The organism is Hyphomonas chukchiensis, assembly GCF_000682695.1.
Taxonomy (GTDB): Bacteria; Pseudomonadota; Alphaproteobacteria; order Caulobacterales; family Hyphomonadaceae; genus Hyphomonas; species Hyphomonas chukchiensis.
The window spans coordinates 235360-261162 of sequence record NZ_AWFG01000019.1; the positions used below are offsets into that span (position 1 = coordinate 235360).

The window sequence follows — 25803 nt, forward strand, 5'->3', positions numbered from 1 at the left end:
GCGCGATTGGGTCTGTGTGTCACGAACGGCATGCGGGGCGGGCAAGTCAAGCCTGTGACGCGTGTTTCGGGAGCAGGGCGCGCCCGGCCCGGCCTTGCGCCGGGCGCCGGACTCCCGCAGTTCTGGTAGCTGCAGACTTTCAGGGAGCTGACATGGGCCAATCCTATCGCGTCGAATTTCCCGGCTATGACGGCAGCATGCTGGCCGCACGGCTGGATGTGCCGGTCTTCACGCCGCACGCCTGGGCGCTGTTTGCGCACTGTTTCACCTGTTCGAAGGACATCTATGCTGCGCGGGAGATTACGGCTGCGCTGGTGGAGCAGGGGATCGGCGTGCTGCGCTTTGATTTTACCGGGCTCGGCCATTCGGAAGGCGATTTTTCGAATACGAACTTTTCGAGCAATGTGCAGGATCTGGTCGCGGCGGCCGGTTGGCTGGAGCAGGCGCATGGCGGCCCGCAATTGCTGATCGGGCATTCGCTGGGCGGCGCTGCAGTAGTGGTTGCGGCGCATGAGATTCCGCAGGTGAAGGCAGTGGCCACGATAGGGGCGCCGTCGGATGCGGCGCATGTGATCCATTCGATCCGCACCTATGTCGAGGAAATCGAGACGGAAGGCGGAGCCGAGGTTCAGCTGGACGGACGCCCGTTCCGCCTGAAACGTCAGTTCCTGGAGGATGTGCGCGGGGCGAAGGTGACCGGAGCCGCGGCGGACCTGAAGCGGCCGCTTCTGGTGCTGCATGCGCCGCTGGACGAAACGGTCGGTATCGAGAATGCGACCGGCCTGTTCGTGGCGGCGCGCCATCCGAAATCCTTTATCAGCCTCGACAAGGCGGATCATCTGCTGACCTCCCAGGCGGACGCCAGACGGGCCGGGAAAATGATCGCAGCCTGGGCCGAGCCCTATATTTACGAGGGCGGCGTGGCGATGCCCGCGCAGGAGACGGGCGGCACGCGCGACGTATTCGTGCGGGAAACAGGGCGCGGAAAGTATGAAAACGCAATTGTGATTGGCGATTTTGTGGGGATTGCGGACGAGCCGATTGACGTGGGCGGCGGCGGACGGGGCGCGGACCCGTATGAATACCTGGCCGCCGGGCTGGGCGCCTGTACCTCGATGACGCTGCGCATGTATGCCGACAGGAAGGGCTGGCCGCTGGACCGTGTGAGCGTATCGATCACCCGTACCAAGGACTATCCGGACGATTGCGAGCATTGCGAGGAGGGCCGCAAGATTGATGTGTTCCACCGCGCGATCACAATTGAGGGAGCTCTGGACCCGGACCAGCGTGCCCGGATGATGGACATCGCTGACAAATGCCCGGTCCATCAGACACTTGAGGCCGGTGCGCGGGTGCGAACGGTAGAAAACCCAATGAAATCTACCTAACTGTCTTTTAATGACCACATTGCCCCGGACATGTTTATCTAGGCAGTGTTCGGCTAACCGACACAATTTCAGTGACTTGGAGAGACTAATGAAGAATTTTGGCATTTCGAGACAAGCCCTGGTGGCGGCTGTCTTCGGCGCGGCGGCCGTAGGCACGTTGACGCTGTCGCCGAAGGTCTTCAGCCCGCACGCGGACGCACAGCCCATTGCCATCGAAGCGCCTCAAGGCGCGCCCCTCAGTTTTGCTGACCTGATCGAACGGGTCGAGCCGGCGGTTGTCAGTGTCAACGTGGTGAGCGAGCGCGAAGTGGGCAAGCTGGCGGACATGGAACAGTTCTTCGAACAGTTCCGCGGCATGCCTGGCTTCGACGAATTCCTCCAGAACCGCGAAAAGGAAGAACAGGACAATCCGGAGCCCGAGACCCAGGAAGCGCGTTCGCTCGGGTCGGGCTTCCTGATTTCCAAGGACGGCTATGTGGTGACCAATAACCACGTCGTCGAGAACGCCAAAGAGATCGAAGTGACGCTCAAGGACGGGCGCGAGATGGAAGCCGAACTTGTCGGCACCGACCCGCAGACCGACCTCGCCGTGCTGCGGATCAAGGAAAAGGGCGTCTATCCATACGTCCGCTTCGGCAACTCGCACACGATGCGCAAGGGCGACTGGGTCGTGGCACTCGGCAACCCGTTCGGCCTCGGCGGCACGGCAACGGCAGGTATTCTGTCTGCTGACGGCCGTGACATCGGTGCCGGTCCCTACACAGACTTTCTCCAGATAGACGCGTCGATCAACCGGGGCAACTCCGGCGGCCCGACCTTTGACCTCAACGGCAACGTGATCGGCGTCAACACGGCGATCTTCTCGCCAACAGGCGGCTCGGTCGGTATCGGCTTTGCCATCCCGGCCGAACTGGCCGATGAAGTGACGCAGTCGATCATCAAGGATGGCCGCGTATCACGTGGCTGGCTGGGCGTTGCGATCCAGGACCTGACCGAAGACATGGCCGAGGCTCAGGGCCTGAAGGATGACGAAGGTGCGATCATCGCCGACGTCACGACCGGCAGCCCGGCAGAAAAAGGCGGCCTCGAGCGCGGCGACATCATCCTCTCGGTCAATACCCAGAAGGTGAAGGATGCCACGACCACGACGCGTCTTGTCGGCAAGCTGATCGCCAATACGTCGAACAAGTTTGAAATCCTGCGCGGCGGCAAGAAGAAGACCATCAGCGTGACCGTTGGTGAACGCCCGGATGACCTGACGGCGCGTGTTGTGCCCGCTTCGGGATCGAAAGCCCCGGCAGCTGAAGACAACAGCACGGAACTCGGCGACCTTGGCGTGACCTTCAAGCCGATGGACGAGGAAACCCGTGATAAGCTCGGCCTGAAGAGCGGTGAGCACGGCCTTGTCATTACGGATGTGAGCCGCAAGGGCGTGTTCGAAGAAGCCGGGCTTCAGGTCGGCATGGTGATCCTGGAAGCCAATAATGCACCGGCCACATCGGTCGACGCGTTCCAGAAAGCGATCGCGGATGCGAAGAAATCCGGCCGGACGAAGGTGCTTGTCGCCGTGCGTATCGGTCAGATTACCAACTACCGCACCCTCGACCTGACGACAAAAGGATAGGATAGATGATGCAGGACACCTTGGTGGAGAATACAGCGGTGGGAGACACTATGCGCGTACTGGTCATTGAAGATGATGCCGAGATGGCGAACTTCATCGAAAAGGTGCTGCTGGAAGCAGGCCACAGCGTCGACAAGGCGATTGATGGCGAGCGCGGTCTCGAACTGGCCCGCTCGGCCGATTTCGATGCGCTGGTTGTGGATCGCATGCTGCCCGCCAAGGATGGCCTGACCCTGCTGAAGGAATACCGGGAGGCCGGCGGCACCACGCCGGCCCTCTTCCTCTCGGCGCTGGGCGATGTCCAGAACCGGGTCCAGGGCCTGAAGGCCGGGGCAGACGACTACCTATCCAAGCCCTTTGCCCCGTCGGAACTGGCTGCGCGTGTCGAAGCCCTTGGCCGTCGTCAGGCTGGTGAGCCACAGGTCACTGCGCTGAAAGCCGGCGACCTGGAGATGAACCTGCTCAGCCGCAAGGTGACCCGTGCCGGCAAGAAGATCGACCTTCAGCCGCGCGAATTCCGCCTGCTGGAATACCTGATGCGCCACGCCGGACAGGTCGTGACCCGCACGATGCTGCTCGAAAAGGTCTGGGACTATAATTTCGACCCCCAGACCAACGTGATCGACGTGCACATCTCGCGCCTGCGCGCGAAGATCGACAAGGAGTTCGATGAGCCCCTGTTGCACACCGTTCGCGGCGCTGGCTATCGTTTGCAGGGCTAGACGGCCCGCCCACAGACTGGCACGAGGCGAGTCATGAAACTCGGCCTGCCGACCTTCCTGCGGACGACAACGTTCAAACTGGCGCTGCTTTACAGCGCCATGTTTGCGGCGTTCTCGGCCGCATTGCTGGTCTATCTCTATTATTCGACGGTGTACTATATCCGGAACGAATCCGACCGGCGGCTCGACCTTGAGTTCGAGCAGCTGGGCAACGCGTATTTTACCGGCGGCATGGAACGGCTGAGCCAGTCCGTTCTGGAACGCATGACGCGCACGGGCTCGACCTATTTCTATTATCTAGAAGATTCCTCCGGCCGGAAGATTGCCGGGCATTTCGGGCGCATGCCCGTGGCGCCGCCGGAAGCCGATTCCAAGACGGTCTATTTCGATTTTGACCAGCCGGAGCCGGATGGCTCTGTCATCGTGCGCTCGGCGGCCGGCAAGTTCGTTCGCCTGCGTGACAATGGCGGGGCGCTGCTGGTGGCCTTCGATACGGCGCAGCAGACCGCCATTGTGGGGCGCATCCAGCGGGCCATCTTCATTGCGGCGCCCATCGGCCTGTTCCTGTCGCTGCTGGGCGGCGTGCTGAGTTCGCGTGGCGCGGCGAGCCGGGCGGACGAACTCGCACGCACGGCGGAAGCGGTGATGGGCGGCGAGCTGGGACGGCGCGTGCCGGTGCGCGGATCAGGCGACGAGTTCGACCGGCTGGGCCAGCGTATCAATGCCATGCTCGACCAGATCGAGAAGCTGGTGGACGCCACCCGCAACACGGGCAACGCGATCGCGCACGACCTGCGCTCGCCGCTGTCGCGCCTGCGCAACCGGCTGGAAATCGCGCTGTCGCAGCCGCTGTCGCAGGACGCTGCGAATGCGACGCTCAGCGAGACGGTTGAGGAAGTCGACCGCGTGCTGGCCACGTTCAACGCCATCCTGCGTCTGGCGCGCCTCGAAGCGGGCGCCGAGGGCGAGCGGGTGCGCATGGATGTCAGCGAACTGGCCGAAGAGCTGGCGGAACTGTTCGACCCGGCGTGCGAGGAGGCCGAGCTGTCGTTCAAGAGCCAGATCGCGCGGCACATGATGATCCTGGGTGACCGCGACCTGATCGGGCAGGCGCTGGCCAATATGCTCGACAATGCCGTGAAATATACGCCTGCGGGCGGGGCGATCTCGTTCACCGTTCAGCGCGGGCCGGACGGGACAATTGACCTGACCGTGGTGGATTCCGGGCCGGGCGTGCCGGAGGCATCGCGGGCGCTTGTCGTGCAGCGCTTCCAGCGGCTGGATTCGGCGCGGACACAGCCGGGCTCGGGCCTTGGACTGTCGCTGGTCGATTCCGTGGCTGACATGCATGGCGGCCGGTTGATGCTGCAGGACGCGGGCGGCCCGCCTGACCGTCCCGGCCTGAAGGCGACGCTGCGTCTGCCGAGGGCCTGATCCATGCTGAATATACGCCCTCTCGCCGCCACGCCTGAGGCTGCGCTGGCAACGGCGCTGCCGAACGCGCCCTACTTGCGGCGCCTGTCCGAGCGGACTGAGGCGCGCAGTTTCGAGGCGGCATTAGCGGATGTGACAGGCCTACCGGCCGATACGCCGATCGAGGACGCCATGCGTGTGCTGCGCAAGGCCAAGGCGGCGGTGCACCTGTCGCTGGCGGCGGACGACCTGTCGGGCCAGCGGGATGTGATGCAGGTGACGGCGGCGCTGACAGAGCTGGCGACCGCGGCGGTGCAGGCCGCCTTGCGTGTGGCGCTGGGGAGCCGGGGCCTGACGGATACAGGCATCTTCATCTTCGCGCTCGGCAAGATGGGCGCGTTTGAACTCAATTATTCAAGCGATATCGACATCGCGGCCTTCTATGAGGCGGACAGCTTTGACGGCGGTGACCGCACGCCTGGCGAGACGGCCCAGCGTGTGATGAAGGATGTGGTCAGGCTGCTCGATGAGACCACGGCAGATGGCTATGTCTTCCGCACGGACCTGCGCCTGAGGCCGGACCCGTCTTCGACACCGCTCGCCGTGTCGACCCATATGGCGGACCTCTATTATGAGAGCGTCGGCCAGAACTGGGAGCGGATGGTCTGGATCAAGGCGCGTGCGGCGGCAGGCGACAGCGCGGCGGCGGCGCGCTTCATCCAGCGGATGAGCCATTATGTGTGGCGGCGCAATCTCGACTATTGGGCGATTGACGACATCCAGGCGATCAAGCGCATGATCAATACCAAGATCGGCGCCAAGGGGCTGGAGAACCCGGCGCCGGACATCAAGCTTGGCCCCGGCGGCATTCGCGAGATCGAATTCTTCGTGCAGACGCAGCAGCTGATCCTTGGTGGCCGCAACCCGGCCCTGCGGGACAATTCCACACTGGGCGCCATGGCAGCGCTGCGCGATGCGGGCATCGTTACGGGCGGCACGGCCGAGGCCCTGTCAGTGGCCTACAAGGCGCTGCGCAATGTCGAACACCGCATCCAGATGCGCCATGACGAGCAGACGCATACAATCCCGGCGGATGCGGCTGAACGTGAAGGCGTTGCGGCGCTTTGCGGCTATGCCTCACTTGCCGAATTCGACCGTGACCTGCTGCAGACACGGCAGCTGGTTCAGGAAGCCTATGACGGCCTCTTCGCGCATGAGGGCCAGCAGGATGATGCCAACGACATTGGCAACCTTGTGTTCACGGGCGTGGATGATGACCCGGAGACGGTCCGCACGCTGGATGGCCTCGGCTTTACCGACCCAAGCCGCGCCATCGGCACGATCCGCAACTGGCACCGGGGCAATGTGCCAGCGACACGCACGGTACGCGGGCGCGAATTGCTGACGGCAATCCTGCCGCGCATGCTGACCGCGATGGGCGAGACAGGCGAACCGGACGAGGCGTTCCGCTGGTTCTCGCGCTTTTTCAGCGGTCTTTCCTCGGGCGTGCAGACGCTGTCCATGTTGCTGGCGAAGCCCGACCTGCTGGACGACCTTGTGGCGACGCTGGCACTGGCGCCGCGCCTCGCGGAGATCCTGTCACGCCGGCCGGACCTGCTCGAAGCGCTGGTGAGCGGCGATGCGCCTGTGCCACCGCGCGCGGATGCGGCGACGAATTTCGATGCCGCACTTGATGACTGGCGCCGGTATCATCGCGAGCAGAGTTTCCTGATCGGGCACCGCCTGCTGCACGGGCTGATCAACGCCTCTGATGCGGCCGTGCACTGGTCGCGTCTGGCCGATGAGACGATCCGGCAGATGGCCTCGGCCGCCGAAGCAGAGACCGTGCGCCGCTATGGCGAGGTGCCCGGCACTTGGGGCGTGTTTGCGATGGGCAAGCTGGGTGGGTCCGAGCTGACGGCCGGATCGGATCTCGACATTATCGTGATCTACGATGCCCCGTCGCTGGAGGCGCAGAGCTGGTTCACGCGCGTGACCCAGCGCCTGATAACGGCGCTGACGGCACCAACGGCGGAGGGCGCGCTCTATGAGGTGGACATGCGCCTCAGGCCTTCAGGCCGGGGCGGGCCGGTGGCCGTGAGCCTTTCGGCCTTCGAGCGCTATCAGAATGACGAGGCCTGGACCTGGGAACATATGGCGCTGACGCGGCTGCGCTTCGTGGCGGGGGATGCCGGGCTGGGCGCAAGCGTGCTGACGGTGGCGAAGGCGGCGATTGCGGCGCGGGCGGAGAAGGATTCCGGGCAGATTGCGCAGGATGTCTCCGACATGCGGATGCGGCTCTACAAGGAAAAGCCGGGCAAGGGCCTTTGGGATCTGAAAACGGAACAGGGCGGGTTGATCGATATCGAGTTCATCGTGCAGGAAGCCATGCTGCTGGCCGGCAAGCCGGAGTGTATCTGGCCGAATGTCGCGGATGCCCTGAAGGGCATTCCAGCCAGCACCGCCGAGCCTGATCCGGATTATGGTGTGCTGGAGGAAGCGCTGACCTACCTGCAGGCACTGCAGCAGGTTCAGCGTCTTGCCATAGGCAGCGACATGGAAGCGGACGAGATTCCGGACGGGCTGAAAGACAGGCTGTGCCGCGCTGTTGGCGCCGAGGATTTCGCATCACTGGAGGCCCGTCTCGCCGACCTGAAAGCCAAGGTTCATGAGATTGCTGTAAGGAAACTGCACCTGGTCGCGACGGATTAGCGACCGACCTTCGTTGAACCTGTGATGGGTTTATAATGATAACGGAGGAATACCTCATGAAACGTATAACACTCGCAGCACTTCTCGGATCAGCCGCACTGGTTGTTGCCCTGCCGATGGCGGCACAGGCCGAACGCGGTGGTGACCGTCATGGCGGCATGCGCGGCGAACATATGAAAGCCGTGGATGCCAATGGCGATGGCGACATTTCCAAAGCGGAAGTCGAGGCCTTCCAGGCCAAGATCTTTGCCGAGGCCGACGCCAACAAGGATGGCTCGCTGACACTGGCCGAAATGAATGCGCACCATGAAGCCATGGAAGCCAAGCGCAAGGCAGAACGCCAGCAAGCCATGTTTGCCAAGCTCGACACCGACGGCAATGGCAAGATCAGCCAGGCTGAATTCGAGAGCCGGCCCATGCGCGGAATGGAACGCATGGACACCGATGGTGACGGCACAGTGACCGAGGAAGAACGTGAAGCGGCCCGTGCCAAGATGAAAGAACATCGTGGCAAATGGGGTCATCGCGGAGACGGCCCACCGCCTGAAGCGCCAGACGCTGAATAGGCCGGGCTAACGGAAAGCCAGGCGGGCCGGAGGCATGATATGCGAATTCCTTTCCTTGCATCGCAGACTCACTTGCGTCCGGCGCGCCTGGCAACCCGCTTTTCATTGCCGACCTGTGGTGAAGGCGTTTCCACTTTGCCCCATCGCAGGATAGACACGGTTTCGTGGCGTTCTCATCAGACCTCGACCAGATCACGCGTGCGGCTGCCGGCGAACGGCAGGCGGTTTCCGCGCTGGTCAATCGCTACAGCCCCGGTGTGCTGGCGCTCGCCACACGCATGCTGGGCGACCGCGGGGAGGCCGAGGACGTGACGCAGGAAACATTCATCCGCGCCTGGAAGGCCCTTCCGGACTGGGAGCCACGGGCGAAGTTTTCGACCTGGCTGCACAGGGTGGCGCTGAACCTTTGCTATGACCGGCTGCGCAAGCGCCGCGAAGCGACCATGGCCGAACCGCCCGAGCAGGTCGACATGGCCTTGCGGCCAGACGATGCGCTTGACCAGGCAGAGCGGGTGAAAGCGGTGGAAGCCGCTATCGCCGCATTACCCGAACGCCAGGCCGCTGCCTTGACGCTGTGTGCACTGCAGGACCATTCTCAGGCTGAAGCGGCGGACATTATGGAAATCAGCGTGGAAGCGCTGGAGAGCTTGTTGGCACGCGCGCGCCGAGCGCTGCGGGCCGTATTGATGGAAAGGAGTGAGGCATGACGCAGACAATGACCGATGCACGGCTGATCGAACTGATCGAAGCCTGGGGCGCGGATGCGACTGCCTATCCGGAAAGCGAGCGCGATGCTGCCAAGGCGCTTCTGATGAAGGCCCCTGAGCGCTTCGCAGCGGAACTGAAGGCGGCGCGGGACATGGATGCGCTGCTGGGCGGCGTGCCGGACGTGATGCCCTCGCCCGCGCTGACAGCCGCGCTGATCGGCAGCGCGCCGCGTGCGCGGGCCCAGCGCCGCAGCTGGTTTGCCGCAATGCCGCGCTGGTCGGCTGTCGGCGCGCTGGCATCGCTCGCCATTGGGCTGGCGATCGGACTCGGAACAACCCAAACTGCCCCGACAAATACCACTGAAGAGGCCGTCGATACGCTCATCTATGCCGCACTGGGCTTTGACACGACTTACACGCAGGAGGCCGCTCAATGAGCGAGACCCGTCCAACCCGCCGGATCCCTTTCTGGCTGACCCTTTCGGTGATGGCGAACCTGTTGCTGGTCGGCCTGCTGATCGGCATGGCGCTGCGCGCGCCTGGATATGGGCGAGGGCCTGGCGGCATGGACGGACGTCGTCCACCGATGATGGAAGGCGCGAGTCAGGAAGACCGAATGGTCGTTCGCAAGATGATGATGGAATCTTTCCAGTCTGCCGAGAAAGAAGTGGAAAACCGGCGCGCCGTTCGCCAGACACTGGGCGAGGCGCTGCAGATTGACCCCTATGACCCGGAAGCGGTGCGACGGGCTTTTGCCAGCCTGCGGATTGCGGACGAGACGGTGCATTCCAAGATCCAGGAGGCGCTGGTCCATAGGATGGGCGACCTGACCCTCGCGCAGCGCAAGTCGCTGGCTGAAATGTTGTCACGGGAACCGGGGGAGGATCGTGGTCGCCGCAGGTTGCGAATGGGCGATGATGATGACGGCCCGCATGGCCCGCCACCGCCTGACGAGGAGTGAGCTGGGCGCTTCAGCCTAGTGACTTGTGCGCAAGTGCATCTGCATTGGCTTCCCAGTTCTGGCCATCGAACTTGTTGATGGTCACGTCCAGCGACTGCCAGTCATCCAGACAGCGCCATGTCACGGCAAACCCGTCCTGATTGGAGCGCGGCACGTAGAAGCTCTTGATGCCGCACTTGCTGCAGAAGAGATGCTTCGCGCCGCCAGTGTTGAATGTGTACTCGGTCAACATGTCCTGGCCGCTCAGCAGCCGGAAACGACTGGCGGGAACAATGACATGGATATTGCCGCTCATGGCGCAGATCGAGCAATTGCAATCCTCGACCTCGAAGGCATCCGGCAGGTCGACCTCGAAGCGGACGGCGCCGCAATGGCAGCCACCTGCATGGCTGCGCAAAGGCATCAGCCTTCTTCCTGCATATGATCCACGAACGAGTCCAGGATGACGAAGAACAGGTTCACTTCCTCTTCGCCGAGCACGTTCTCGTCGGACGTCATGAATGTGTAGTCGACACCGACGACATAACCGTCTTCATCCGGCCCGCCGATCAGAAAAGCCCGGCCGAACGGATAGCTGTCATTGTACTCATTGACCTTCATGTAGTCAGCGAGGGCCGGTGAGCCATCCATGTCGAACGTTGCGAAGATCATGTTGGAAACGCAATACTTTGCTGCGTTACAATCCATCATGCGGACGGAATAATTGTAGCCATTCCGATTGGCATCAATACGGGCAATCGTATCATCCACCCACTCGATTTCGACATTCGTGCTGTCTGTATTGCGCAGCATTTCCGCCACGGCGTCAGGATTACCGGCATCGGCGGATGCTGTGAAAGCCATGCTGGCGGCGGCAATTGCGAGGGCGAGTGGCTTCAGCATGCGGGTATCCTTTCAGGAATCAGTGGCGGGTCTTTCCGAAATGTCTCACATTTTCAGGTCTCAGAGCAATATGTGCCGTGGCCTAACCAAGCCAGACCGGGGGCCGGCGGTGTGCCCAGGGTGCAGCTCGTTCCAGTTGTCCGGCGAGCGCGAAGAGAAGGCTTTCCGTCCCGTAGCGACCGCCGAACATCATGCCGATGGGCAGGCCGGAAGGCGCAGTGGCTGTTGGATCTGTCCAATGGAGCGGCACCGTCATGGCGGGGGCGCCCATCTGGTTGAACACGGGGCAGTGTGGCGTGAAGCTGGCGACAGCGGCGCCCATCGTTTCACGATCAGCGGTGAGCGCCATGACGCCCAGCTTTTCGGGGGCGCGTGAGAGCGTGGCGGATAGCGTCATGTCAAAGCCGCCTTCGTCGAGGAAGCGTTCATAGGCGATGGCGGCGGCCTGGAAGGCATTGTTGGCGTTGGCAAGTTCGATCATGGGGACGGTGCGGCCGAGGTGCGCCATGGAGAAGGTGATTGGCTCCAGCTCATCCTCGCGCACGGGGCGGCCGAGCACCTTGGCGCGGTCGTCGATCATGGCGGCGATATTGGCGGAAATGGTGAAGAGGGCAGCCTTGCCGAGGGCTTCGCCATCCATCTGGGGGGCTGCTTCGACGACGGTGTGGCCAAGGCTTTCCAGCAGGTTGGCTGTGTATTTGAGGCCGCCTTCAGCGTCAGCGTCAGGCTTTGTGCCGTTCGGCGCGGTGCGCCAGAGGGCGATCTTCAATGGCTTGGGATCATGGTCCAGCTCTGCCAGGAAGGGCCGGGCCGGGGGCGGAGCATGGTAGCGGCTGCCCGTTTCAGGACCGTGCGTGGCGTCCATCAGGGCGGCATTGTCGCGTACGCTGCGGCTGAGTGCGTGGACCGTTGAGAGTCCGTTCCAGCCCTCCGTGCGGCCAGGGCCCATGGGGATGCGCCCGCGCGAGGGCTTCATGCCGAACAGGCCGCAGCATGCTGCCGGAATGCGGATTGAGCCGCCGCCATCGCTGGCCTGCGCAAGCGGCAGGACACCGGACGCGACGGCCACAGCGGCGCCGCCGGAGGAGCCGCCGGACGTGCGGGTGGTGTCCCATGGGTTGCGTGTCTGGCCGTAGAGGGTGGACTCCGTGGTCGTTGTCAGGCCGAACTCGGGGGATGTTGTGGCACCGAAGAAGACAAGGCCCGCCTTGCGGTAACGCGCGGCGAGCGTGCTGTCCTCCGTCGCGACATGGCCTTTCCAGGCGACCGAGCCCTGCGTGATGGGGGCGCCCTTGATGTCTACCGCGAGATCCTTGGTGACGAAGGGTACGCCGGCGAAGGGGCCGTCACCCAGCTGCTGGTCCAGCTGTTCACGGGCGATTTCAGGAAAGAGGGCGGAGAAGCAGTTGAGTTCTTCCTGGGCGGCCTCTGCACGGGAGAGGGAGGCGTCCAGCAATTCCGATGGCTTGACCTGTTTTGTGCGAACCAGTTGGGCGAGGCCCAGCGCGTCATAATCGGTATAGTCATCCATTGCCTTGCGTCCTCCGGTTTTTTGCCAGTCTGGGACGTCAGGCCGCGAAAGGGAAGAGACTAGGTGTCGTCGAAGGCTTCGGCAGACTGCGTGAGGCTGACGCGGGTACCCTTGCCGGGCCACTCGGTGCGCAGCTCGCCGCCAGCCTTGCGGGCAAAGGCATCGATGAGACGCGCGCCGAGCCCGCTGCTGCGGCTGGCGGGCTTGGCATTCCCGGGCGTACCGCGTCCGTCATCCGTGATGGTGAGGCACCATGGCTGGTGCTCGCCGGACCGGAAGGTGACGTGGATGGTTCCCGTATCACCTTCAGCAAAGGCATGCTTGGCGGCGTTGGTGACGACTTCATTGGTGACGAGACCGATGGCAACGGCTGTATCTCGCGGAAGGTCTGCCGGATCGCAGTCAAGGGTGATGGAGACCGTATCGCTAAGGAAGAGGGCGCCTGACAGCTGGCGGATCAATGCCGACAGATAGTCGCGCATGTTGATTTCCTCGACATAGTCACCGCCGCTGTAAATGGCATTGTGAATCGCGGCGAAGCTGTGGACCCGCGAACCGGCCACCGCCAATGCTTCCTGGACGTCCTCGGAGGGATGATGGCGGCGCTGCATTTCCAGCAGGCTGGCGACCATGGAGAAATTGTTCTTGGTACGGTGGTCCAGCTCGCGCAGGAGCAATTCATGCGTCCGGATCTGTGCATTGCGCTCGAGCACGGCGCGCCGGACTGCTGCGCGAAAGAGTTCGGCAAAGACGACGATGACCAGCGCGGCCGCGCCATTCACGATTGTCCGGGCGCCGTCGGCAGGATCAGCGAATTCGAATGAATAGTGATATGGCAGCACGGCATACCAGGCATAGGCAAAGGCGCCAACAAACGTGACGAGCCCGGATTGCCAACGGCCAAAGAGCGTGGAGATCAGGATGGCCGGATAAATAAGGGAATAGGGGCCGGCCGACGCGGCAAACAGGTTGACGAACATGCGGGCGCCGACAGCCGCGAGCACGCAGATAAATCCAAAACCGATCTGGATGATGATGGGGGGTATGAAGCGGGGCAGACGATCGACCAGATCGAGTTCACCCAGTCTCGATCTGCGTGTCGTCATGGACACTTGCTCCTCACCCGTCACATATATTCTATGCGAGGCGCGCGCGGGCTGTACATAACATTTGTTATGACGGGTGCTTAATCCAGAATGACCGCCGTGCCGGACACGGCGACCATCATCATGGAGCCTGACTGGCCGATGACCTGGTAGTCGAACTTGACGCCGACAATGGCGTTGGCGCCGAGACGCTCGGCATCGCGCATCATTTCATCCAAGGCGCCATCACGCGTCTCGCGGATGGTCTTCTCGTAGGCATCCGACCGGCCGCCAACAATGTTGGTGAAGCTGGCGAGGATATCCTTTCCGATATGCGCGCCAATAATCACTTCGCCGCAGACGATGCCCTTATAGGCGCTGATGGTGCGGTTCTGGATAGTGGGTGTGGTGGAGACGATCATGGCCGCTACTCCGCTGCCACGTCTGCACCATCACCTTCCAGAACTTCCAGCATCTTGATGGCGCTGTCGGCGATGACGGAGCCGGGGGGGAAGATGGCGGTGGCGCCAGCGGCGTAGAGGGCATCGAAATCCTGTGGCGGGATGACGCCGCCGACGATGATGCGGGCGTTGGCCGCGCCTTCATTGCCGAGCGCGCGCTTCAGTTCCGGCACCAGCGAGAGGTGGCCAGCGGCGAGCGAGGACGCGGCAACGATGTCTACACCGGCCTTGCGGGCGTCGGCGGCGGCTTCTTCCGGCGTCTGGAAGAGCGGGCCGATCTCGACATCCCAGCCAAGGTCCATCAGGGCCGAGGCGACGACCTTCTGGCCCCGGTCGTGACCGTCCTGACCCATCTTGGCGATGTAGATTTTCGGGCGGCGGCCGTGTTTCTTTTCGAAGACAGCGGCGAGGGACTTGGCGTCCTCTGCGCGCGGGTTGCCTTTGACGCCGCCGCCATAGACACCCTTGATCGAGCGGATGACGGCGCTGTGGCGGCCCTGGCTGCGTTCGACGGCTTCGGAGATTTCGCCGACAGTGGCCTTGGCGCGGGCAGCGTCGACGGCAAGGGCGAGCAGGTTGCCCTCTGTGCCTGCAGCGGCCTTGGCGATGGCGTCCAGCTTTGCGTCAACTTCAGCTTGGTTGCGGTCTGCCTTCAGACGGGCAAGTTTGTCGAGCTGCATGCGGCGCACGGCGGCATTGTCGACCTTCAGCACGGGCACGTCTTCGTCTTCATCGAGGTGGAACTTGTTGACGCCGACAACGGTTTGCGTGCCGCTGTCGATGCGGGCCTGCGTATTGGCGGCGGCTTCCTCTATGCGCAGCTTCGGCAGGCCTTCTTCGATGGCCTTGCGCATGCCGCCCATGGCTTCGACTTCCTCGATATGGGCGAGGGCCTTGGCGGCGAGATCGTGCGTCAGGCGCTCGACATAGTAGGAGCCGCCCCACATGTCGATCGTCTGGCAGGCGCCGGCTTCCTGTTGCAGGAAAAGCTGCGTGTTGCGGCTGATACGGGCGGAGAAGTCCGTCGGCAGGGCGAGGGCTTCGTCGAAGCTGTTCGTGTGCAGCGACTGTGTCTGGCCGCCCGTGGCGGCTATGGCTTCGAGGCAGGTGCGGATGACGTTGTTGTAGACGTCCTGCGCGGTGAGCGACCAGCCGGAGGTTTGCGAGTGCGTCCGCAGGCTGAGGGATTTGACGTTCTTCGGCTTGAACTCTTTCTCGACGAGCTTCGCCCAGATGAGCCGTGCGGCGCGCATCTTGGCGACTTCCATGAACGTGTTCATGCCGATGGCCCAGAAGAAGGAGAGGCGCGGGGCAAACTTGTCGACATCGAGACCGGCGGCGACGCCAGCACGGATATATTCGATACCGTCGGCCAGCGTGTAGGCCAGTTCGAGGTCGGCCGTCGCGCCGGCTTCCTGCATGTGGTAGCCGGAGATGGAGATGGAGTTGTATTTCGGCATGTTCTGCGACGTGTAGGCGAAAATGTCCGAAATAATCCGCATGCTGGGCTTGGGCGGATAGATATAGGTGTTGCGGACCATGAACTCCTTGAGGATGTCGTTCTGGATCGTGCCGGCCAGCTTGTCGGGCGTGACGCCCTGTTCCTCAGCCGCCGCGATGTAGAGCGCGAGGATCGGCAGCACGGCGCCGTTCATGGTCATGGAGACGGACATCTTGTCGAGCGGGATGCCTGAGAAGAGCGTGCGCATGTCGTAGATGGAGTCGATGGCGACGCCCGCCATGCCGACATCGCCGGAGACGCGGACGTGATCGGAATCATAGCCGCGGTGGGTGGCAAGGTCGAAGGCGACCGAGAGGCCTTTCTGGCCCGCTGCGAGGTTGCGGCGGTAGAAGGCGTTGGAGTCTTCGGCAGTGGAGAAGCCGGCATACTGGCGCACGGTCCAGGGCTGGTTCGTGTACATGGTCGGGTAGGGGCCACGGCCGAACGGGGCGAGGCCGGGATAATCGTCGAGGAAGTCGAGGCCCTTCGTGTCTTCGGCGGTGAAGGCCGTTTTCACGTCGATGCCTTCAGGCGTGTGCCATGGCTCGCCGAGGGATGGCGCGGCGGTCTTGGCGTGTGGATCGCCGAGTTCGGCTTTGGTGAAATCAGGGAATTTGGTCATTGGGAAAGCCCCAGTTCTGCGTGTGCGAGCTTTAATGTGTGGAGCACATCGCAGCCCATGAAGATGTTGGAGTCGATGCCGGGCGCTTCGAACTTGCCGGCGAGCCAGAGGTGGCGGACGCCGGCGGCCTTGAGGGCGGCAGCGGCGGCTTCGGCCTCGTCAGGGTAGCGCGTGTCGCTGCCGCAGAGGACGGCGATCTGGCAACCGGAGGCCTTGAAGGCGGCGGCGAGTTCGGGAACGGATTTCGGCACGACGGGCGGCTCTTTGGATTCGAGGCCGCCAGCGGCGAAGAGGTTGCGGGCGAAGTCTGCCCGGCCGGAATGTTCAGCGACGGGGCCGAGCGTGGCGAGGAAGATGGCGGGCGCCTTCTTCGCGGCGGCTGCAGCGTCGCGCAGGGCTTCGAACGGCGCGGCGAGCTGGATGGGCGCGAGCGGCGTGCAAGTGAGCACGGCGGCGGGTGCCTTGGGCGCGGGCTTTGGTGTCACGGCATCGGCCACGGGGGCGTCGATGGCGTCCAGTGTCGGGAATTCTGTGACCCCGGTGATCGGCACCTTGCGCTTGGCGATGTCCTTGGCGCGGGCGTCCCGTGTGGCGGCGACGCGGGACTGGAAGGCGCCGGAGAGAAGGCTTTCAGCATAGCCGCCTTCGCGTTCGATATTCTGGAATTCTTCCCACGCGGCCTTGGCGAGATCGTCGGCGAAGGTTTCGGTGAACCATGCGCCCCCGGTCGGATCAGCCACGCGGCCGAGCTGGCTTTCTTCCATGGCGATGATCTGCGTGTTGCGGGCGATGCGTCGGCCGAGTTCTTCCGGCGTGCCGAGCGAGGAGTTGAACGGCCGGACGGTGACCACGTCTGCGCCGCCGACAGCGCCCGCGAAGGCGGCCGTAGTGCAGCGGAGCATGTTGGTCCAGGCATCGTAGCGCGCGAGCATGCGGGCCGATGTCGTGGCTTGGATGCGCATTGGCACGGGCGAGACTTCCAGCAATTCGAGGCAGCGCGCCCAGAGGCGGCGGGCGGCGCGAAGCTTGGCGACGCCGAGGCCGTAATTGGCATCAAGGGCCAGCGAGAAGGTGATGCGCGGCGCGAGGGCGGCGAGGTCAGCCTCGGGCAGGCGACGCAGTGTGTCGACAGCGCTGGCGATCAGGGCGCCGAGTTCCTGCGCATCTGAGCCGCCGGCTTCGTGCACCATGCGAGCATCAATGCGGATCAGGCTGGCATTGGTGAACGGGCTGAGGTGGGAAAGCGTGTCGGCAAGGCTGACGAAAGTATCATCCAGCGAGGCGGCCAGCGTGCCGGTGCGGGCGAGGGCGCCGAGGGGGTCGAGGTTGAAGGCGAATTTCAGGGCGCCAAGATCGGCAGCGCCTTCGGCCCATGTGGAGAGCAGGCCGGCGGCGATGAAGCCGGGTTCGTCGACTGGATCCAGTGCGATCGTCGCAATCGTGGCATCGACGCCGTCGAGGACGGTCTGGAGGTCGGCAAGGCCGAGCACCTGGACACCGGTCTCGCCTGCTGGATCAAGCGTCAGTTCCACGGAGGAGACGCCGCGCTCAAGGTCGCGCAGGATTTCGGCGTTCGTGGTGGCGGGATCCGGGTGGGTGAAGGCCTGGCGTATGTCCCAGGGCAGCCATGCATCAGGCGCCGCTGTGGGGCCACGCAGGTAAGGCGCTGCGCCGGGCACGCCGAGCGGGTCGGTCGAGGAGGGGAAATCGCTCTCGCGATAGAGGGGATGAACCTTCAGTCCGTCTGCCGTCGTGCGGGTGATCGTGTCGATACCCTTGCCCTTGAGCGCCTTGTCGACGGCGGCCAGCCATTCGGCTTCGGTTGCGTCCGCGAACGCGCTGCTGAGGGGGAGGATGTCATCTGCCATGTGGTAAGGTGCCTGTATTCCTGTGTCTGGCTAGGTAATGGAGTTGACGCGGGCGTAAGGCAAGGCCCCGGATAGGATATGCGAAATTGAAACGGGTGCTGCCGTCGGGGCATGGGACGGCCCGTCGCTTATTGCCAAGTGCTGTCTGTTCCGGTCAGGATAGTCAGGTGAGACGGGCCAACGGGGGATTTGCATGAGTACGACACATGAGAGGCCGTCCACATTGCGGACGGGCCAGGGGCATGAGAGCGGCAAGGTCGGTTTCGTCGAGCTTTTTTTCGACCTCGTTTATGTTTTCGCTATCACTCAGCTGTCGCATTCATTGCTTCACCATTTTACCGGAATCGGGCTCGCCGAAACGGCCTTCCTTCTGGTCGCCGTCTGGTGGGTCTGGGTCTATACGACCTGGGCGATGAACTGGCTGAATCCGGCGGCGACCTCCGTGCGCCTGATGCTGTTCTTCCAGATGTTTGGCGGGCTGGTTCTGGCGCTGGCCATTCCGCATGCTTTCGGTGCGGGCGGGCTCGCCTTTGCCGGGGCCTATGTGTTCATGCAGGTCAGCCGATCACTGTTCACGGCCTGGGCCCTGCGGGCACATGCGGGGCACTTCCGGAGCTTCCTGCGTATTTCGATCTGGCTGATGTTTTCGGGGGTCTTCTGGATCGCAGGCGCCTTCCTTGAGCATGAAGCGCGCTGGATTGTGTGGGGCATTGCAATGGCAATTGAAATTGCCGGGCCTTACGCCCTTTACTGGACGCCCGGCCTTGGCGCATCGACCATACGGGACTGGGATATTCGCGGCGAGCATATGGCCGAGCGTTGCGGCCTGTTGATGATCATTGCACTAGGCGAGTCTCTGCTCGTGACCGGGGCGACCTTTGCCGAGCAGGCACTAACCTTGATCCCGATTGCGGGGCTGGTGACGGCCTTTGTGGGCACGGTGGCCATGTGGTGGGTCTATTTCAATATTGGCGCAGAGCGGGCCGCGCATCGCATCGCGCAAGCGGAAGACCCCGGCCAGCTGGGAAGGCTCGCCTATACATACCTGCACATACCGATCATTGCGGGCATCCTGCTGACGGCGGTATCAGACGAGATCGTTCTGCTGCATCCCATGGGACATCACGGTGCCACGGCGCCGCTGGAGGGGCTGGCCTTGCTGGGCGGGCCGGCGCTGTTCCTGGCAGGCAACCTGTTTTTCAAGAAGGCGGTGTTCGGCAAGTTTGCGCGTTCTCATATTGTTGGCATCGCGATGCTGGGGGCCGCGGCGTTTGCCATGCCGATGGCCGGTCCGCTTGCGCTGGGCGTGGTGGCAACGGTGGCGGTGGTTATCGTCGGGGCGTGGGAGCATACGGCCGTCAACCGGCGCAAGTCTGTCGCCGGGTAGCCCTTGCCGCGTGCGACTGGCTGGTCTCTAGTGCCTCAAAAAACAGGCCTAATGAGGAAAGACAGAGCGCATGAGACTGAACAAATCGCGGATCGCACCGCTGGCGGATTCCGAACTCGACCCGGACATGAAGGAAACACTGGCCAAGAATTTCAACGGCAGGCCTGTCTATAATATCTTCCGGACGCTGGCGCGGGCGCCGAAGGCCTACAAGTCATTCATGCGCTGGGGCGGCTATATCCTGTCGGACCATAACAGCATCGCCCCTCGTGAGCGCGAGATCATCATCCTGCGAACGGGGTATAACTGGAAGTCCGGCTATGAGTGGGCCCAGCATGTGCGTATCGGCAAGGAATGCGGCCTGACTGATCTGGAAATCCAGCACATCAAGGACGGCCCGCTGGCGCCGAGCTGGACGCCACTGGAAAGTGCCATGATCCGTGCGGTGGACGAGCTGACGACCGATGCGTTCATTTCCGAGCAGACATGGGGCGAGCTGTCCGAGCTGAGCGAGAAGCAGCGCATGGACCTGGTAATGACCGTCGGCCAGTACACGCAGGTATCGATGATGCTGAATTCCTTCGGCGTGCAGCTGGACGATGACCTGGAGCTGGACACGGACCTTGCCAAATGAGCCTGGGTGACGTCTCGGGCCGGCTGGCCGGCAAGGTCGCGATTGTCTCAGGTGCAGGCCAGACGCCGGGTGAGAATATCGGCAATGGCCGGGCCATTGCGCTGCTCTTTGCCCGTGCCGGTGCGAGTGTGTTGTGTGTGGACAGGGAGGAAGCGCGGGCCAGCGAGACTGTTGCGGAGATTGAAGGTGAAGGCGGGGTGGCGACGAGCTGTCATGCAGACATCACCAAGATGGGCGATGCCAGCCGCATTGTTCAGGAGTGTCTCGACGCGTTCGGACGCGTGGACATCCTGGTCAACAATGTGGGGATTGGCGGCAATGGCGACGGGCCAGCGCACAAGCTGACCGAAGACGCGTTTGACCGGATCATGCGCGTGAACCTGAAGGGCGCGTGGCTGGTGACCAAGGCCGTGCTGCCGAGCCTGCGTGAGCAGCAGGGCGGCGCCATCGTGAACATCTCTTCGCTGGCCTCGGTCGGGGGCGGTTTCCAGATGGCTTATGAAGTCTCGAAGGCTGCGATGAACCGGATGACCCAGAGTGTGGCGATGAGCGGCGCATCGCGGGGCGTTCGCTGCAATGCGATCACGCCCGGCCTGATGGATACGCCCATGGCGGTTGGGGGCATTGCGGCCGCGCGAGGCATTTCCGAACAGGCGCTGCGCGAAGAACGGTCAAAGAGTGTGCCGATGAAGTTCATGGGGACGGGCTGGGACACTGCGCACGCCGCGCTGTTCCTGGCGAGTGACGAGGCGCGGTTTATCACGGGCGCCATATTGCCAGTGGACGGCGGCGGCAGCGTGCGGGTGGGTTGAGCGGAGCCGGATGCGTGGCGGCTCTCTCAGCCGTATTTGACCGGGAGTTTCCGCACAGTCGCGCTGGTGACCGGGCGCGGGTTCCGGGCGGGCTCAGCGGCCGTCTCAGGGATCTCGGTATCGCAAGTCACACGGTCGCGACCGCAGTCTTTTGACCGGTAAAGCGCCTGGTCAGCGCGGGTCATCAATTGGGAGAGCGATTCCCCCTTCTTATACTGTGCGACACCGAAGCTGGCGGTGAAGCCGTCGCGGGGCTCGCCCGGTTGTATGTTAGCAGCCGCAAAGCGACGACGTATCGACTCGGCCAGTTCTGCAGCCATGGAGAGGGGGACACCGGGCAGCAGAAGCCCGAATTCCTCGCCGCCCAAGCGCCCGGCCACGCGGCCGAAGCGGGCATAGTCGCCCATCAGTGCGCCGAAGGATGCGATCACACCATCGCCGAAAGCATGGCCGTAATTGTCGTTGACGGATTTGAAGTGATCGAGATCGGCCAGGATGAGGCTGACGGGCTGGGCGGCACCGTTTTGCAGGACGAGACTGCCTGCTTCATCAAACCCGCGGCGATTGTTGATGCCCGTCAGGACATCCGTCACCGAGCTGTCGCGCAGATCGTTGAAGATGGCCCGGCTGAAAACGACGAGGAGGCACATGCCGGTCGTAACGGCGCAGGCGCCGACAACAAAATGCATCGTGAAGATAAAGGTCGTCTCGCTATGATTGGCCTGGGTGAGGGGCCCATCAACCCATAACGCGATGGCCACAGGGCGGATGAAGCATTGCAGGCTGGTGATAGCGAAAATCGCGGCCATGACGCGATCAAGCGTCCGGTCAAGGTTTCCCCGAAACGCCAGCAAGCCTATCGCGGAGAGGATGCCGCAGCCCACATTGGCGCTGAAGGACCGGATCCAGTCAGCCTCTATCGCCATCAGGTAGCCGTAGACGCAAAGATGAACGACCGTGAGGCCAACAAGAAGCTTCCACGGCGCCGCCTTCTTGTAGTGAAGGAACAGGCCGCCGACGAGAAATACAATCGTGATGGCATAGAGGCCCGCAATGGGGACCCGCGTTATCAGAAGTGTGCTGTCCTGAAAGATGAGGTCTGCAATGAATGAGAGCGCGCCAACAGCATAGGAAAGCGAGATGGCAAGCGCACTTCGCGTCGGGCGCATGTTGTAGATGCAGAGAAAGCCGACGGAGAACAGCCCGAAAACGAGCGGATTCATGAGCTGAAAATACACTCCGGTAGACATTAGTCGTCTCCCCCCAACGCAGCCTTAATTGCCAGTGCAAACCGCTCCCACGACGCACACATACACGTCGCCCTAAAGCCTGAAGGTTTCGAAACGATCAATTCGGGGGCTTCTTTTCATTGTATTCACAACAGATTGCGCGGAATTCTGTCTGGCGCGGAGGATAGGATAGGGCGTGTGCCCTTGGGCTTGGCGCATGGGTTGGCGCGTTTCATACTCGGCTTGGCGCGCTTGCGCATTTTTGGGGATCAAGGGAGCGAGCGATGGCTGACAAGAAGACAGTCGGACTGCGTGAGGCCGTGTCGATTGGCGTTGGCGGCATGGTGGGGGGCGGCATCTTTGCCGTACTCGGTCTGGCGGCGGACCTGGCGCAGGGCGGCACGCCGGTGGCCTTCCTGTTCGCCGGTCTGATCGCGCTGATGACTTCCTATAGCTATGCCCATCTCTCCAAGGCCTATCCGGACCGGGGCGGGACGGTGCGTTTCATCAATGAGGGGTTCGGGCGCGGCGTGTTCAGCGGCGGCGTGAACAACCTCTTATGGGTCAGCTATGTGATCATGCTGTCGCTCTATGCCTCCGCCTTTGGCTCGTATGCGCCCAACCTGATCCCGATTACGGGCGACAAGGCGCTGGACCAGCACCTGTTCGCCAGCGCGATCATCCTGCTGGCGACCGGAATCAATTATTACAGCATCAAGGTGGTGAGCGCGATCGAGTCCTATGCGGTCGTCATCAAGCTGGTGATCCTGCTCGGCTTTGTCGGCATTGGTGCGGTGGGACTGGTGGGCAATCCCAGCCTTTCGCAGCTCAGCCTTGGCAACTGGCCCTCGCCGCTGACGCTGGTGACGGCGGGGATGATCATCTTCGTCGCCTATGAGGGATTTGAGCTGATCGCCAATGCGGCGCCGGACATCAAGTCGCCGGAGAAGAACGTGCCGCGCGCCTATTATATCGCCGTCATTTTCGTGATTGCGCTCTATCTCGCGATTGCAGTGATCACGGTTGGCTCTTTGCCGTTCAAGCAGATTTCGGATGCGCAGGATTATGTGCTGGCCGAGGCGGCGAAGCCGATGCTGGGCCAGGCCGGCTTCACGATCATCACCGTCGCGGCGCTGATCTCGACCTTCTCCGCGATCAATGCCTCGCTTTATGGCGGCAGCCGGGTGAGCTATGAGATCGCCGAGGATGACGAGCTGCCGCACGAGTTCACATCGCAATTCTGGAACCAGCCAATTGGCCTTCTGGTGACGGCGGCGCTGACGCTTTTGCTGGTCAACACGCTGGAACTGGAAAGCATTTCCTCGACGGGCAGTATCGGTTTCCTGCTTATCTTTGCGGCGGTGAACATGGTGGGCTTCAGAAAGGCGGCGGAGATCGGATGCTCGCGGATTGTCGCGGCGATGAGCGCTTTCCTGTGCCTTGCTGCGCTCGCTGCCCTGCTCGTCCACAATTTCCAGACGAGCAAGCTGAACCTGATCATCGCAGCCGCTACCGTGGCGACGTGCTTCGCCTGCGAGTATGTCTACAAGCGCTTCAAGTCAGGCGCAGGCAGCTAGGTCGTCGGGGCCCAGTTGCCGTGGAAGCCCGGCGGGATGCGATGGGGCACGTGGACAAGGGCGACCGGGGGCGCGGTGAAGTTTGTCGCGTCGAGGATCGCAAGGTCGGTCGTGTCGGTATTGGTGTCGATGACATAGCCCATCAGCCAGCCGTCACCCTCGGGCGCGTCGTCTGACCGGGGCACGAACACGAATTCACCGGGCACGCGGCCGGGGCCGAAATCATGGATTTCGCGGGTGCCGGCGTCGAGGTCGTGCTTGAAGAGTTTGGTCTGGTCAAAGGCTTCGAAGCCGCGATCCTCGGGCAGGGCCATGGTGTAGGCGTAGCGATATTTCCGGCCGGTATAGCGCTCGTCGGGGCGCGGGAATTCCTGGGGGGATTCGTCGAGCACTGTGCGGGTGACCTTGTGCGCCGCCGGGTCGATGATCCAGCGCTCGAATGTGATTTTCTCGGAGTCCGGGCCCTGCTTGCTATCGGCAAACATCGTGTCGTGGACGGCGACATCCATGATGACCGCGCCGTCTTCGGCCTCGTAGGCATTGCACGGATGGAACACGTAGCAGGGCGCGATATCGCACCAGATGACGTCGTCATTCGTGCCCTGGCGGGGCATGAGGCCGATGCGGGCCTTGTGGGCCGGGTTCCAGCGATAGGGGAAGGACTGGCCGTCGAGCAGCGTTTTCATCGAGAAGGTGACAGGCAGGTCCATGATGACAACGTATTGCTTCGTCACGGCGCAGTCGTGGATGGAGGGGCCGTGTTCGACCGCGATGGGTTCCTCACGGATGACCTTGCCGGAGGCATCGACGACGGTGTGGTGGATCGTGGTCGGGTCCATCGCGTAATAGGTGATGGCATGCATTTCGCCCGTCGCAGGGTCGAGATGCGGATGGGCGGAGAAGGCGTTCTTGAGTGTGCCGCCGAACGGGTCATGGGCGAGCGTATCGAGTTCGTCATTGAGGCGCACCGGGAAAGCGCCGGCCTCGACCAGGGCCCATGTGTTGCCATTGTGGCCGATGACGTTCGTGTTGGCATTGTCCTGCGTGCCGTGACGCGGGCCGGGAGCATCCTGCTCGCCCAGCGCGGCTGAGACGGCTTTCGAGCGGACCCAGCGGTTGCGGTACCAGAGGGCCTTGCCATCCTTGAGGCGCACGCCGTGGACCATGCCGTCGCCGGAGAACCAGTGATAGGTGGCAGGATTTTGCGGAGTGACGGGATTGGGGCCGATGCGGAGGTAGCGGCCGTCCAGCGTGGGAGGGATTTCGCCCGTGACTTCCAGGTCTTCCAGCGTCAGCTCGGCTTCGACGGGCTCATGGATGCCCGTCAGGAATGTATTCTCCTTGTTCCCAAGACGGGGCCGGGTGCGATTGAACGCCACGACCTTCATGATGCCTTTGGTGACGTTATCGCGGATAATAGTCTCGACTGAACTGGCCATGGGGAATCTCCGGGGTTGAAACACACGCAAATAATGTTTACAGCGACAACATGAGCGCAAATGATAACACTGTCAACATTCGTTCGAACAAAGGCGGCTATCATCATGGCGACCTCCGGTCGGCCCTGATCGAGACGGGTCTGAAACTGCTGGAGCAGGGCAGCGCAGAAACGCTGAGCCTGCGCGAGATCGCGCGTGAGATTGGTGTCAGTGCGACGTCGATCTATCGTCACTTCCCGGACAAGGATGCGCTTCTTGCCGCGTTGGCGGCGGAAGGCATGGCCAAGCTGGCACGTGAGCAGAAGGCGGCTGCGAAGGGGAAAGACGGCAAGGAAGCCTTTGCCGAAATGGGGCGGGCCTATGTCCGTTTTGCCGTGCGCAACCCGGCGCTGTTCCGCCTGATCTATACATCGCTGCCTTCTGCGGCCGATCCCAACTGTGTGAACCAGGAAGAGTCGCCCGGCTGGTTGCTACGGCAGTCGATAGCGGGACTGGCGGGAGAGAAGGCGACTGCGGCGCAGAAGCGGGCCGCCCTGTTGCGCGCCTGGTCGCTGGTGCACGGCCTGTCCATGCTGATCCTCAGCGGACAGATCGCCGGAACGGACGCAGACAAGTTGATCGACGAGGTTGTCAGTGTCGACAGCCTCAAGCTGAGATAGGGGGCAGGTTGCCTGTCCCGACG

At 62.8% G+C, this 25803-nt stretch carries 23 protein-coding genes; 14 read left to right on the forward strand and 9 right to left on the reverse strand.

What is annotated here, in order from left to right; all coding sequences use genetic code 11:
• Positions 1-14 precede the first annotated feature (14 nt).
• The 9 genes from HY30_RS08475 (at position 15) to HY30_RS08515 (ending at position 10093) form a co-directional block, all read left to right on the forward strand.
• Positions 15-1388: a bifunctional alpha/beta hydrolase/OsmC family protein gene (locus tag HY30_RS08475; RefSeq protein WP_277812964.1), complete on the forward strand. Its 1374-nt coding sequence runs from the start codon at positions 15-17 to the stop codon at positions 1386-1388.
• A gap of 88 nt (positions 1389-1476) precedes the next feature.
• Positions 1477-3012 carry a Do family serine endopeptidase gene (locus tag HY30_RS08480; protein WP_034738984.1) on the forward strand — a complete coding sequence of 512 codons (1536 nt, stop codon included), beginning with the start codon at positions 1477-1479 and terminating at the stop codon, positions 3010-3012.
• 50 nt (positions 3013-3062) lie between these two features.
• Positions 3063-3734 (forward strand): response regulator transcription factor, encoded by a 672-nt coding sequence (locus HY30_RS08485; protein ID WP_034738986.1) that lies wholly within the window; start codon positions 3063-3065, stop codon positions 3732-3734.
• Between the two features lie 33 nt (positions 3735-3767).
• On the forward strand, positions 3768-5168 hold the full coding sequence (locus HY30_RS08490; RefSeq protein ID WP_034738987.1) for a HAMP domain-containing sensor histidine kinase: 1401 nt from the start codon (positions 3768-3770) through the stop codon (positions 5166-5168).
• A gap of 3 nt (positions 5169-5171) precedes the next feature.
• Positions 5172-7859, forward strand: coding sequence for a bifunctional [glutamine synthetase] adenylyltransferase/[glutamine synthetase]-adenylyl-L-tyrosine phosphorylase (locus tag HY30_RS08495; protein WP_034738990.1), 2688 nt, complete (start codon positions 5172-5174; stop codon positions 7857-7859).
• Positions 7860-7915: 56 nt separating this feature from the next.
• Complete coding sequence (locus HY30_RS08500) at positions 7916-8425, forward strand: EF-hand domain-containing protein (RefSeq protein WP_162176914.1); 510 nt, start codon at positions 7916-7918, stop codon at positions 8423-8425.
• Between the two features lie 164 nt (positions 8426-8589).
• Positions 8590-9132 (forward strand): RNA polymerase sigma factor, encoded by a 543-nt coding sequence (locus HY30_RS08505; RefSeq protein WP_051615131.1) that lies wholly within the window; start codon positions 8590-8592, stop codon positions 9130-9132.
• Positions 9129-9569 carry a hypothetical protein gene (locus tag HY30_RS19215; RefSeq protein WP_051615133.1) on the forward strand — a complete coding sequence of 147 codons (441 nt, stop codon included), beginning with the start codon at positions 9129-9131 and terminating at the stop codon, positions 9567-9569. The genes HY30_RS08505 and HY30_RS19215 overlap by 4 nt, the downstream gene beginning before the upstream one ends.
• Positions 9566-10093, forward strand: coding sequence for a periplasmic heavy metal sensor (locus HY30_RS08515; RefSeq protein ID WP_034738992.1), 528 nt, complete (start codon positions 9566-9568; stop codon positions 10091-10093). Before HY30_RS19215 ends, HY30_RS08515 begins: the two co-directional genes overlap by 4 nt.
• A 10-nt stretch (positions 10094-10103) precedes the next feature.
• On the opposite strand, the gene HY30_RS08520 is transcribed toward HY30_RS08515, so the two are convergent.
• From HY30_RS08520 to HY30_RS08550, 7 genes are all read right to left on the reverse strand, one after another.
• Entirely contained in the window at positions 10104-10496 is a 393-nt protein-coding gene (locus HY30_RS08520; protein WP_034738994.1) for a GFA family protein, read from the reverse strand.
• Entirely contained in the window at positions 10496-10975 is a 480-nt protein-coding gene (locus tag HY30_RS08525; protein ID WP_034738997.1) for a YbjN domain-containing protein, read from the reverse strand. The genes HY30_RS08520 and HY30_RS08525 overlap by 1 nt, the downstream gene beginning before the upstream one ends.
• An 82-nt stretch (positions 10976-11057) precedes the next feature.
• Complete coding sequence (locus HY30_RS08530; RefSeq protein WP_034739000.1) at positions 11058-12506, reverse strand: amidase; 1449 nt, start codon at positions 12504-12506, stop codon at positions 11058-11060.
• 59 nt (positions 12507-12565) lie between these two features.
• Positions 12566-13612, reverse strand: coding sequence for a sensor histidine kinase (locus HY30_RS08535; RefSeq protein ID WP_051615135.1), 1047 nt, complete (start codon positions 13610-13612; stop codon positions 12566-12568).
• A gap of 80 nt (positions 13613-13692) precedes the next feature.
• Positions 13693-14013 carry a YbjQ family protein gene (locus tag HY30_RS08540; protein ID WP_034739002.1) on the reverse strand — a complete coding sequence of 107 codons (321 nt, stop codon included), beginning with the start codon at positions 14011-14013 and terminating at the stop codon, positions 13693-13695.
• A 5-nt stretch (positions 14014-14018) separates the two neighbouring features.
• Positions 14019-16175, reverse strand: a complete 2157-nt coding sequence (gene scpA, locus HY30_RS08545) for a methylmalonyl-CoA mutase (RefSeq protein ID WP_034739004.1) — start codon at positions 16173-16175, stop codon at positions 14019-14021.
• Positions 16172-18043, reverse strand: a complete 1872-nt coding sequence (locus HY30_RS08550) for a methylmalonyl-CoA mutase family protein (RefSeq protein WP_034739006.1) — start codon at positions 18041-18043, stop codon at positions 16172-16174. Before HY30_RS08550 ends, scpA begins: the two co-directional genes overlap by 4 nt.
• A gap of 193 nt (positions 18044-18236) precedes the next feature.
• Here HY30_RS08550 and HY30_RS08555 point away from each other — a divergent pair, with 193 nt between their 5' ends.
• From HY30_RS08555 to HY30_RS08565, 3 genes are all read left to right on the forward strand, one after another.
• Positions 18237-19430: a low temperature requirement protein A gene (locus tag HY30_RS08555; RefSeq protein WP_034739008.1), complete on the forward strand. Its 1194-nt coding sequence runs from the start codon at positions 18237-18239 to the stop codon at positions 19428-19430.
• Positions 19431-19500: 70 nt separating this feature from the next.
• Complete coding sequence (locus tag HY30_RS08560) at positions 19501-20064, forward strand: carboxymuconolactone decarboxylase family protein (protein ID WP_034739010.1); 564 nt, start codon at positions 19501-19503, stop codon at positions 20062-20064.
• Positions 20061-20876, forward strand: a complete 816-nt coding sequence (locus HY30_RS08565) for an SDR family NAD(P)-dependent oxidoreductase (RefSeq protein WP_034739012.1) — start codon at positions 20061-20063, stop codon at positions 20874-20876. The genes HY30_RS08560 and HY30_RS08565 overlap by 4 nt, the downstream gene beginning before the upstream one ends.
• A gap of 26 nt (positions 20877-20902) precedes the next feature.
• On the opposite strand, the gene HY30_RS19220 is transcribed toward HY30_RS08565, so the two are convergent.
• Positions 20903-22126 carry a GGDEF domain-containing protein gene (locus HY30_RS19220; RefSeq protein ID WP_081812132.1) on the reverse strand — a complete coding sequence of 408 codons (1224 nt, stop codon included), beginning with the start codon at positions 22124-22126 and terminating at the stop codon, positions 20903-20905.
• Positions 22127-22389: 263 nt separating this feature from the next.
• On the opposite strand from HY30_RS19220, the gene HY30_RS08575 reads away from it, so the two are divergent.
• Complete coding sequence (locus HY30_RS08575; RefSeq protein ID WP_034739014.1) at positions 22390-23682, forward strand: APC family permease; 1293 nt, start codon at positions 22390-22392, stop codon at positions 23680-23682.
• Here HY30_RS08575 and HY30_RS08580 read toward each other — a convergent pair.
• Positions 23679-25121 (reverse strand): 8'-apo-carotenoid 13,14-cleaving dioxygenase, encoded by a 1443-nt coding sequence (locus HY30_RS08580; RefSeq protein ID WP_034739017.1) that lies wholly within the window; start codon positions 25119-25121, stop codon positions 23679-23681. The two genes, HY30_RS08575 and HY30_RS08580, sit on opposite strands and share 4 nt — an antisense overlap.
• Before the next feature lie 50 nt (positions 25122-25171).
• Here HY30_RS08580 and HY30_RS08585 point away from each other — a divergent pair, with 50 nt between their 5' ends.
• Positions 25172-25780 (forward strand): TetR/AcrR family transcriptional regulator, encoded by a 609-nt coding sequence (locus tag HY30_RS08585; protein WP_034739019.1) that lies wholly within the window; start codon positions 25172-25174, stop codon positions 25778-25780.
• Positions 25781-25803 lie beyond the last annotated feature (23 nt).

Excerpts from the sequence above, each read along its gene's own strand:
- HY30_RS08560 (WP_034739010.1), top strand. The coding sequence starts at position 19,501 with ATGAGACTGAACAAATCGCGGATCGCACCGCTGGCGGATTCCGAACTC.
- HY30_RS08555 (WP_034739008.1), top strand. The coding sequence starts at position 18,237 with ATGAGTACGACACATGAGAGGCCGTCCACATTGCGGACGGGCCAGGGG.
- HY30_RS08485 (WP_034738986.1), top strand. The coding sequence starts at position 3,063 with ATGCGCGTACTGGTCATTGAAGATGATGCCGAGATGGCGAACTTCATC.
- HY30_RS08535 (WP_051615135.1), bottom strand. The coding sequence starts at position 13,612 with ATGACGACACGCAGATCGAGACTGGGTGAACTCGATCTGGTCGATCGT.
- HY30_RS08500 (WP_162176914.1), top strand. The coding sequence starts at position 7,916 with ATGAAACGTATAACACTCGCAGCACTTCTCGGATCAGCCGCACTGGTT.
- HY30_RS08550 (WP_034739006.1), bottom strand. The coding sequence starts at position 18,043 with ATGGCAGATGACATCCTCCCCCTCAGCAGCGCGTTCGCGGACGCAACC.
- HY30_RS08580 (WP_034739017.1), bottom strand. The coding sequence starts at position 25,121 with ATGGCCAGTTCAGTCGAGACTATTATCCGCGATAACGTCACCAAAGGC.
- scpA (WP_034739004.1), bottom strand. The coding sequence starts at position 16,175 with ATGACCAAATTCCCTGATTTCACCAAAGCCGAACTCGGCGATCCACAC.
- HY30_RS08525 (WP_034738997.1), bottom strand. The coding sequence starts at position 10,975 with ATGCTGAAGCCACTCGCCCTCGCAATTGCCGCCGCCAGCATGGCTTTC.
- HY30_RS08585 (WP_034739019.1), top strand. The coding sequence starts at position 25,172 with ATGAGCGCAAATGATAACACTGTCAACATTCGTTCGAACAAAGGCGGC.
- HY30_RS08490 (WP_034738987.1), top strand. The coding sequence starts at position 3,768 with ATGAAACTCGGCCTGCCGACCTTCCTGCGGACGACAACGTTCAAACTG.
- HY30_RS19215 (WP_051615133.1), top strand. The coding sequence starts at position 9,129 with ATGACGCAGACAATGACCGATGCACGGCTGATCGAACTGATCGAAGCC.
- HY30_RS08520 (WP_034738994.1), bottom strand. The coding sequence starts at position 10,496 with ATGCCTTTGCGCAGCCATGCAGGTGGCTGCCATTGCGGCGCCGTCCGC.
- HY30_RS08575 (WP_034739014.1), top strand. The coding sequence starts at position 22,390 with ATGGCTGACAAGAAGACAGTCGGACTGCGTGAGGCCGTGTCGATTGGC.
- HY30_RS19220 (WP_081812132.1), bottom strand. The coding sequence starts at position 22,126 with ATGTCTACCGGAGTGTATTTTCAGCTCATGAATCCGCTCGTTTTCGGG.
- HY30_RS08495 (WP_034738990.1), top strand. The coding sequence starts at position 5,172 with ATGCTGAATATACGCCCTCTCGCCGCCACGCCTGAGGCTGCGCTGGCA.
- HY30_RS08540 (WP_034739002.1), bottom strand. The coding sequence starts at position 14,013 with ATGATCGTCTCCACCACACCCACTATCCAGAACCGCACCATCAGCGCC.
- HY30_RS08530 (WP_034739000.1), bottom strand. The coding sequence starts at position 12,506 with ATGGATGACTATACCGATTATGACGCGCTGGGCCTCGCCCAACTGGTT.
- HY30_RS08565 (WP_034739012.1), top strand. The coding sequence starts at position 20,061 with ATGAGCCTGGGTGACGTCTCGGGCCGGCTGGCCGGCAAGGTCGCGATT.
- HY30_RS08515 (WP_034738992.1), top strand. The coding sequence starts at position 9,566 with ATGAGCGAGACCCGTCCAACCCGCCGGATCCCTTTCTGGCTGACCCTT.
- HY30_RS08480 (WP_034738984.1), top strand. The coding sequence starts at position 1,477 with ATGAAGAATTTTGGCATTTCGAGACAAGCCCTGGTGGCGGCTGTCTTC.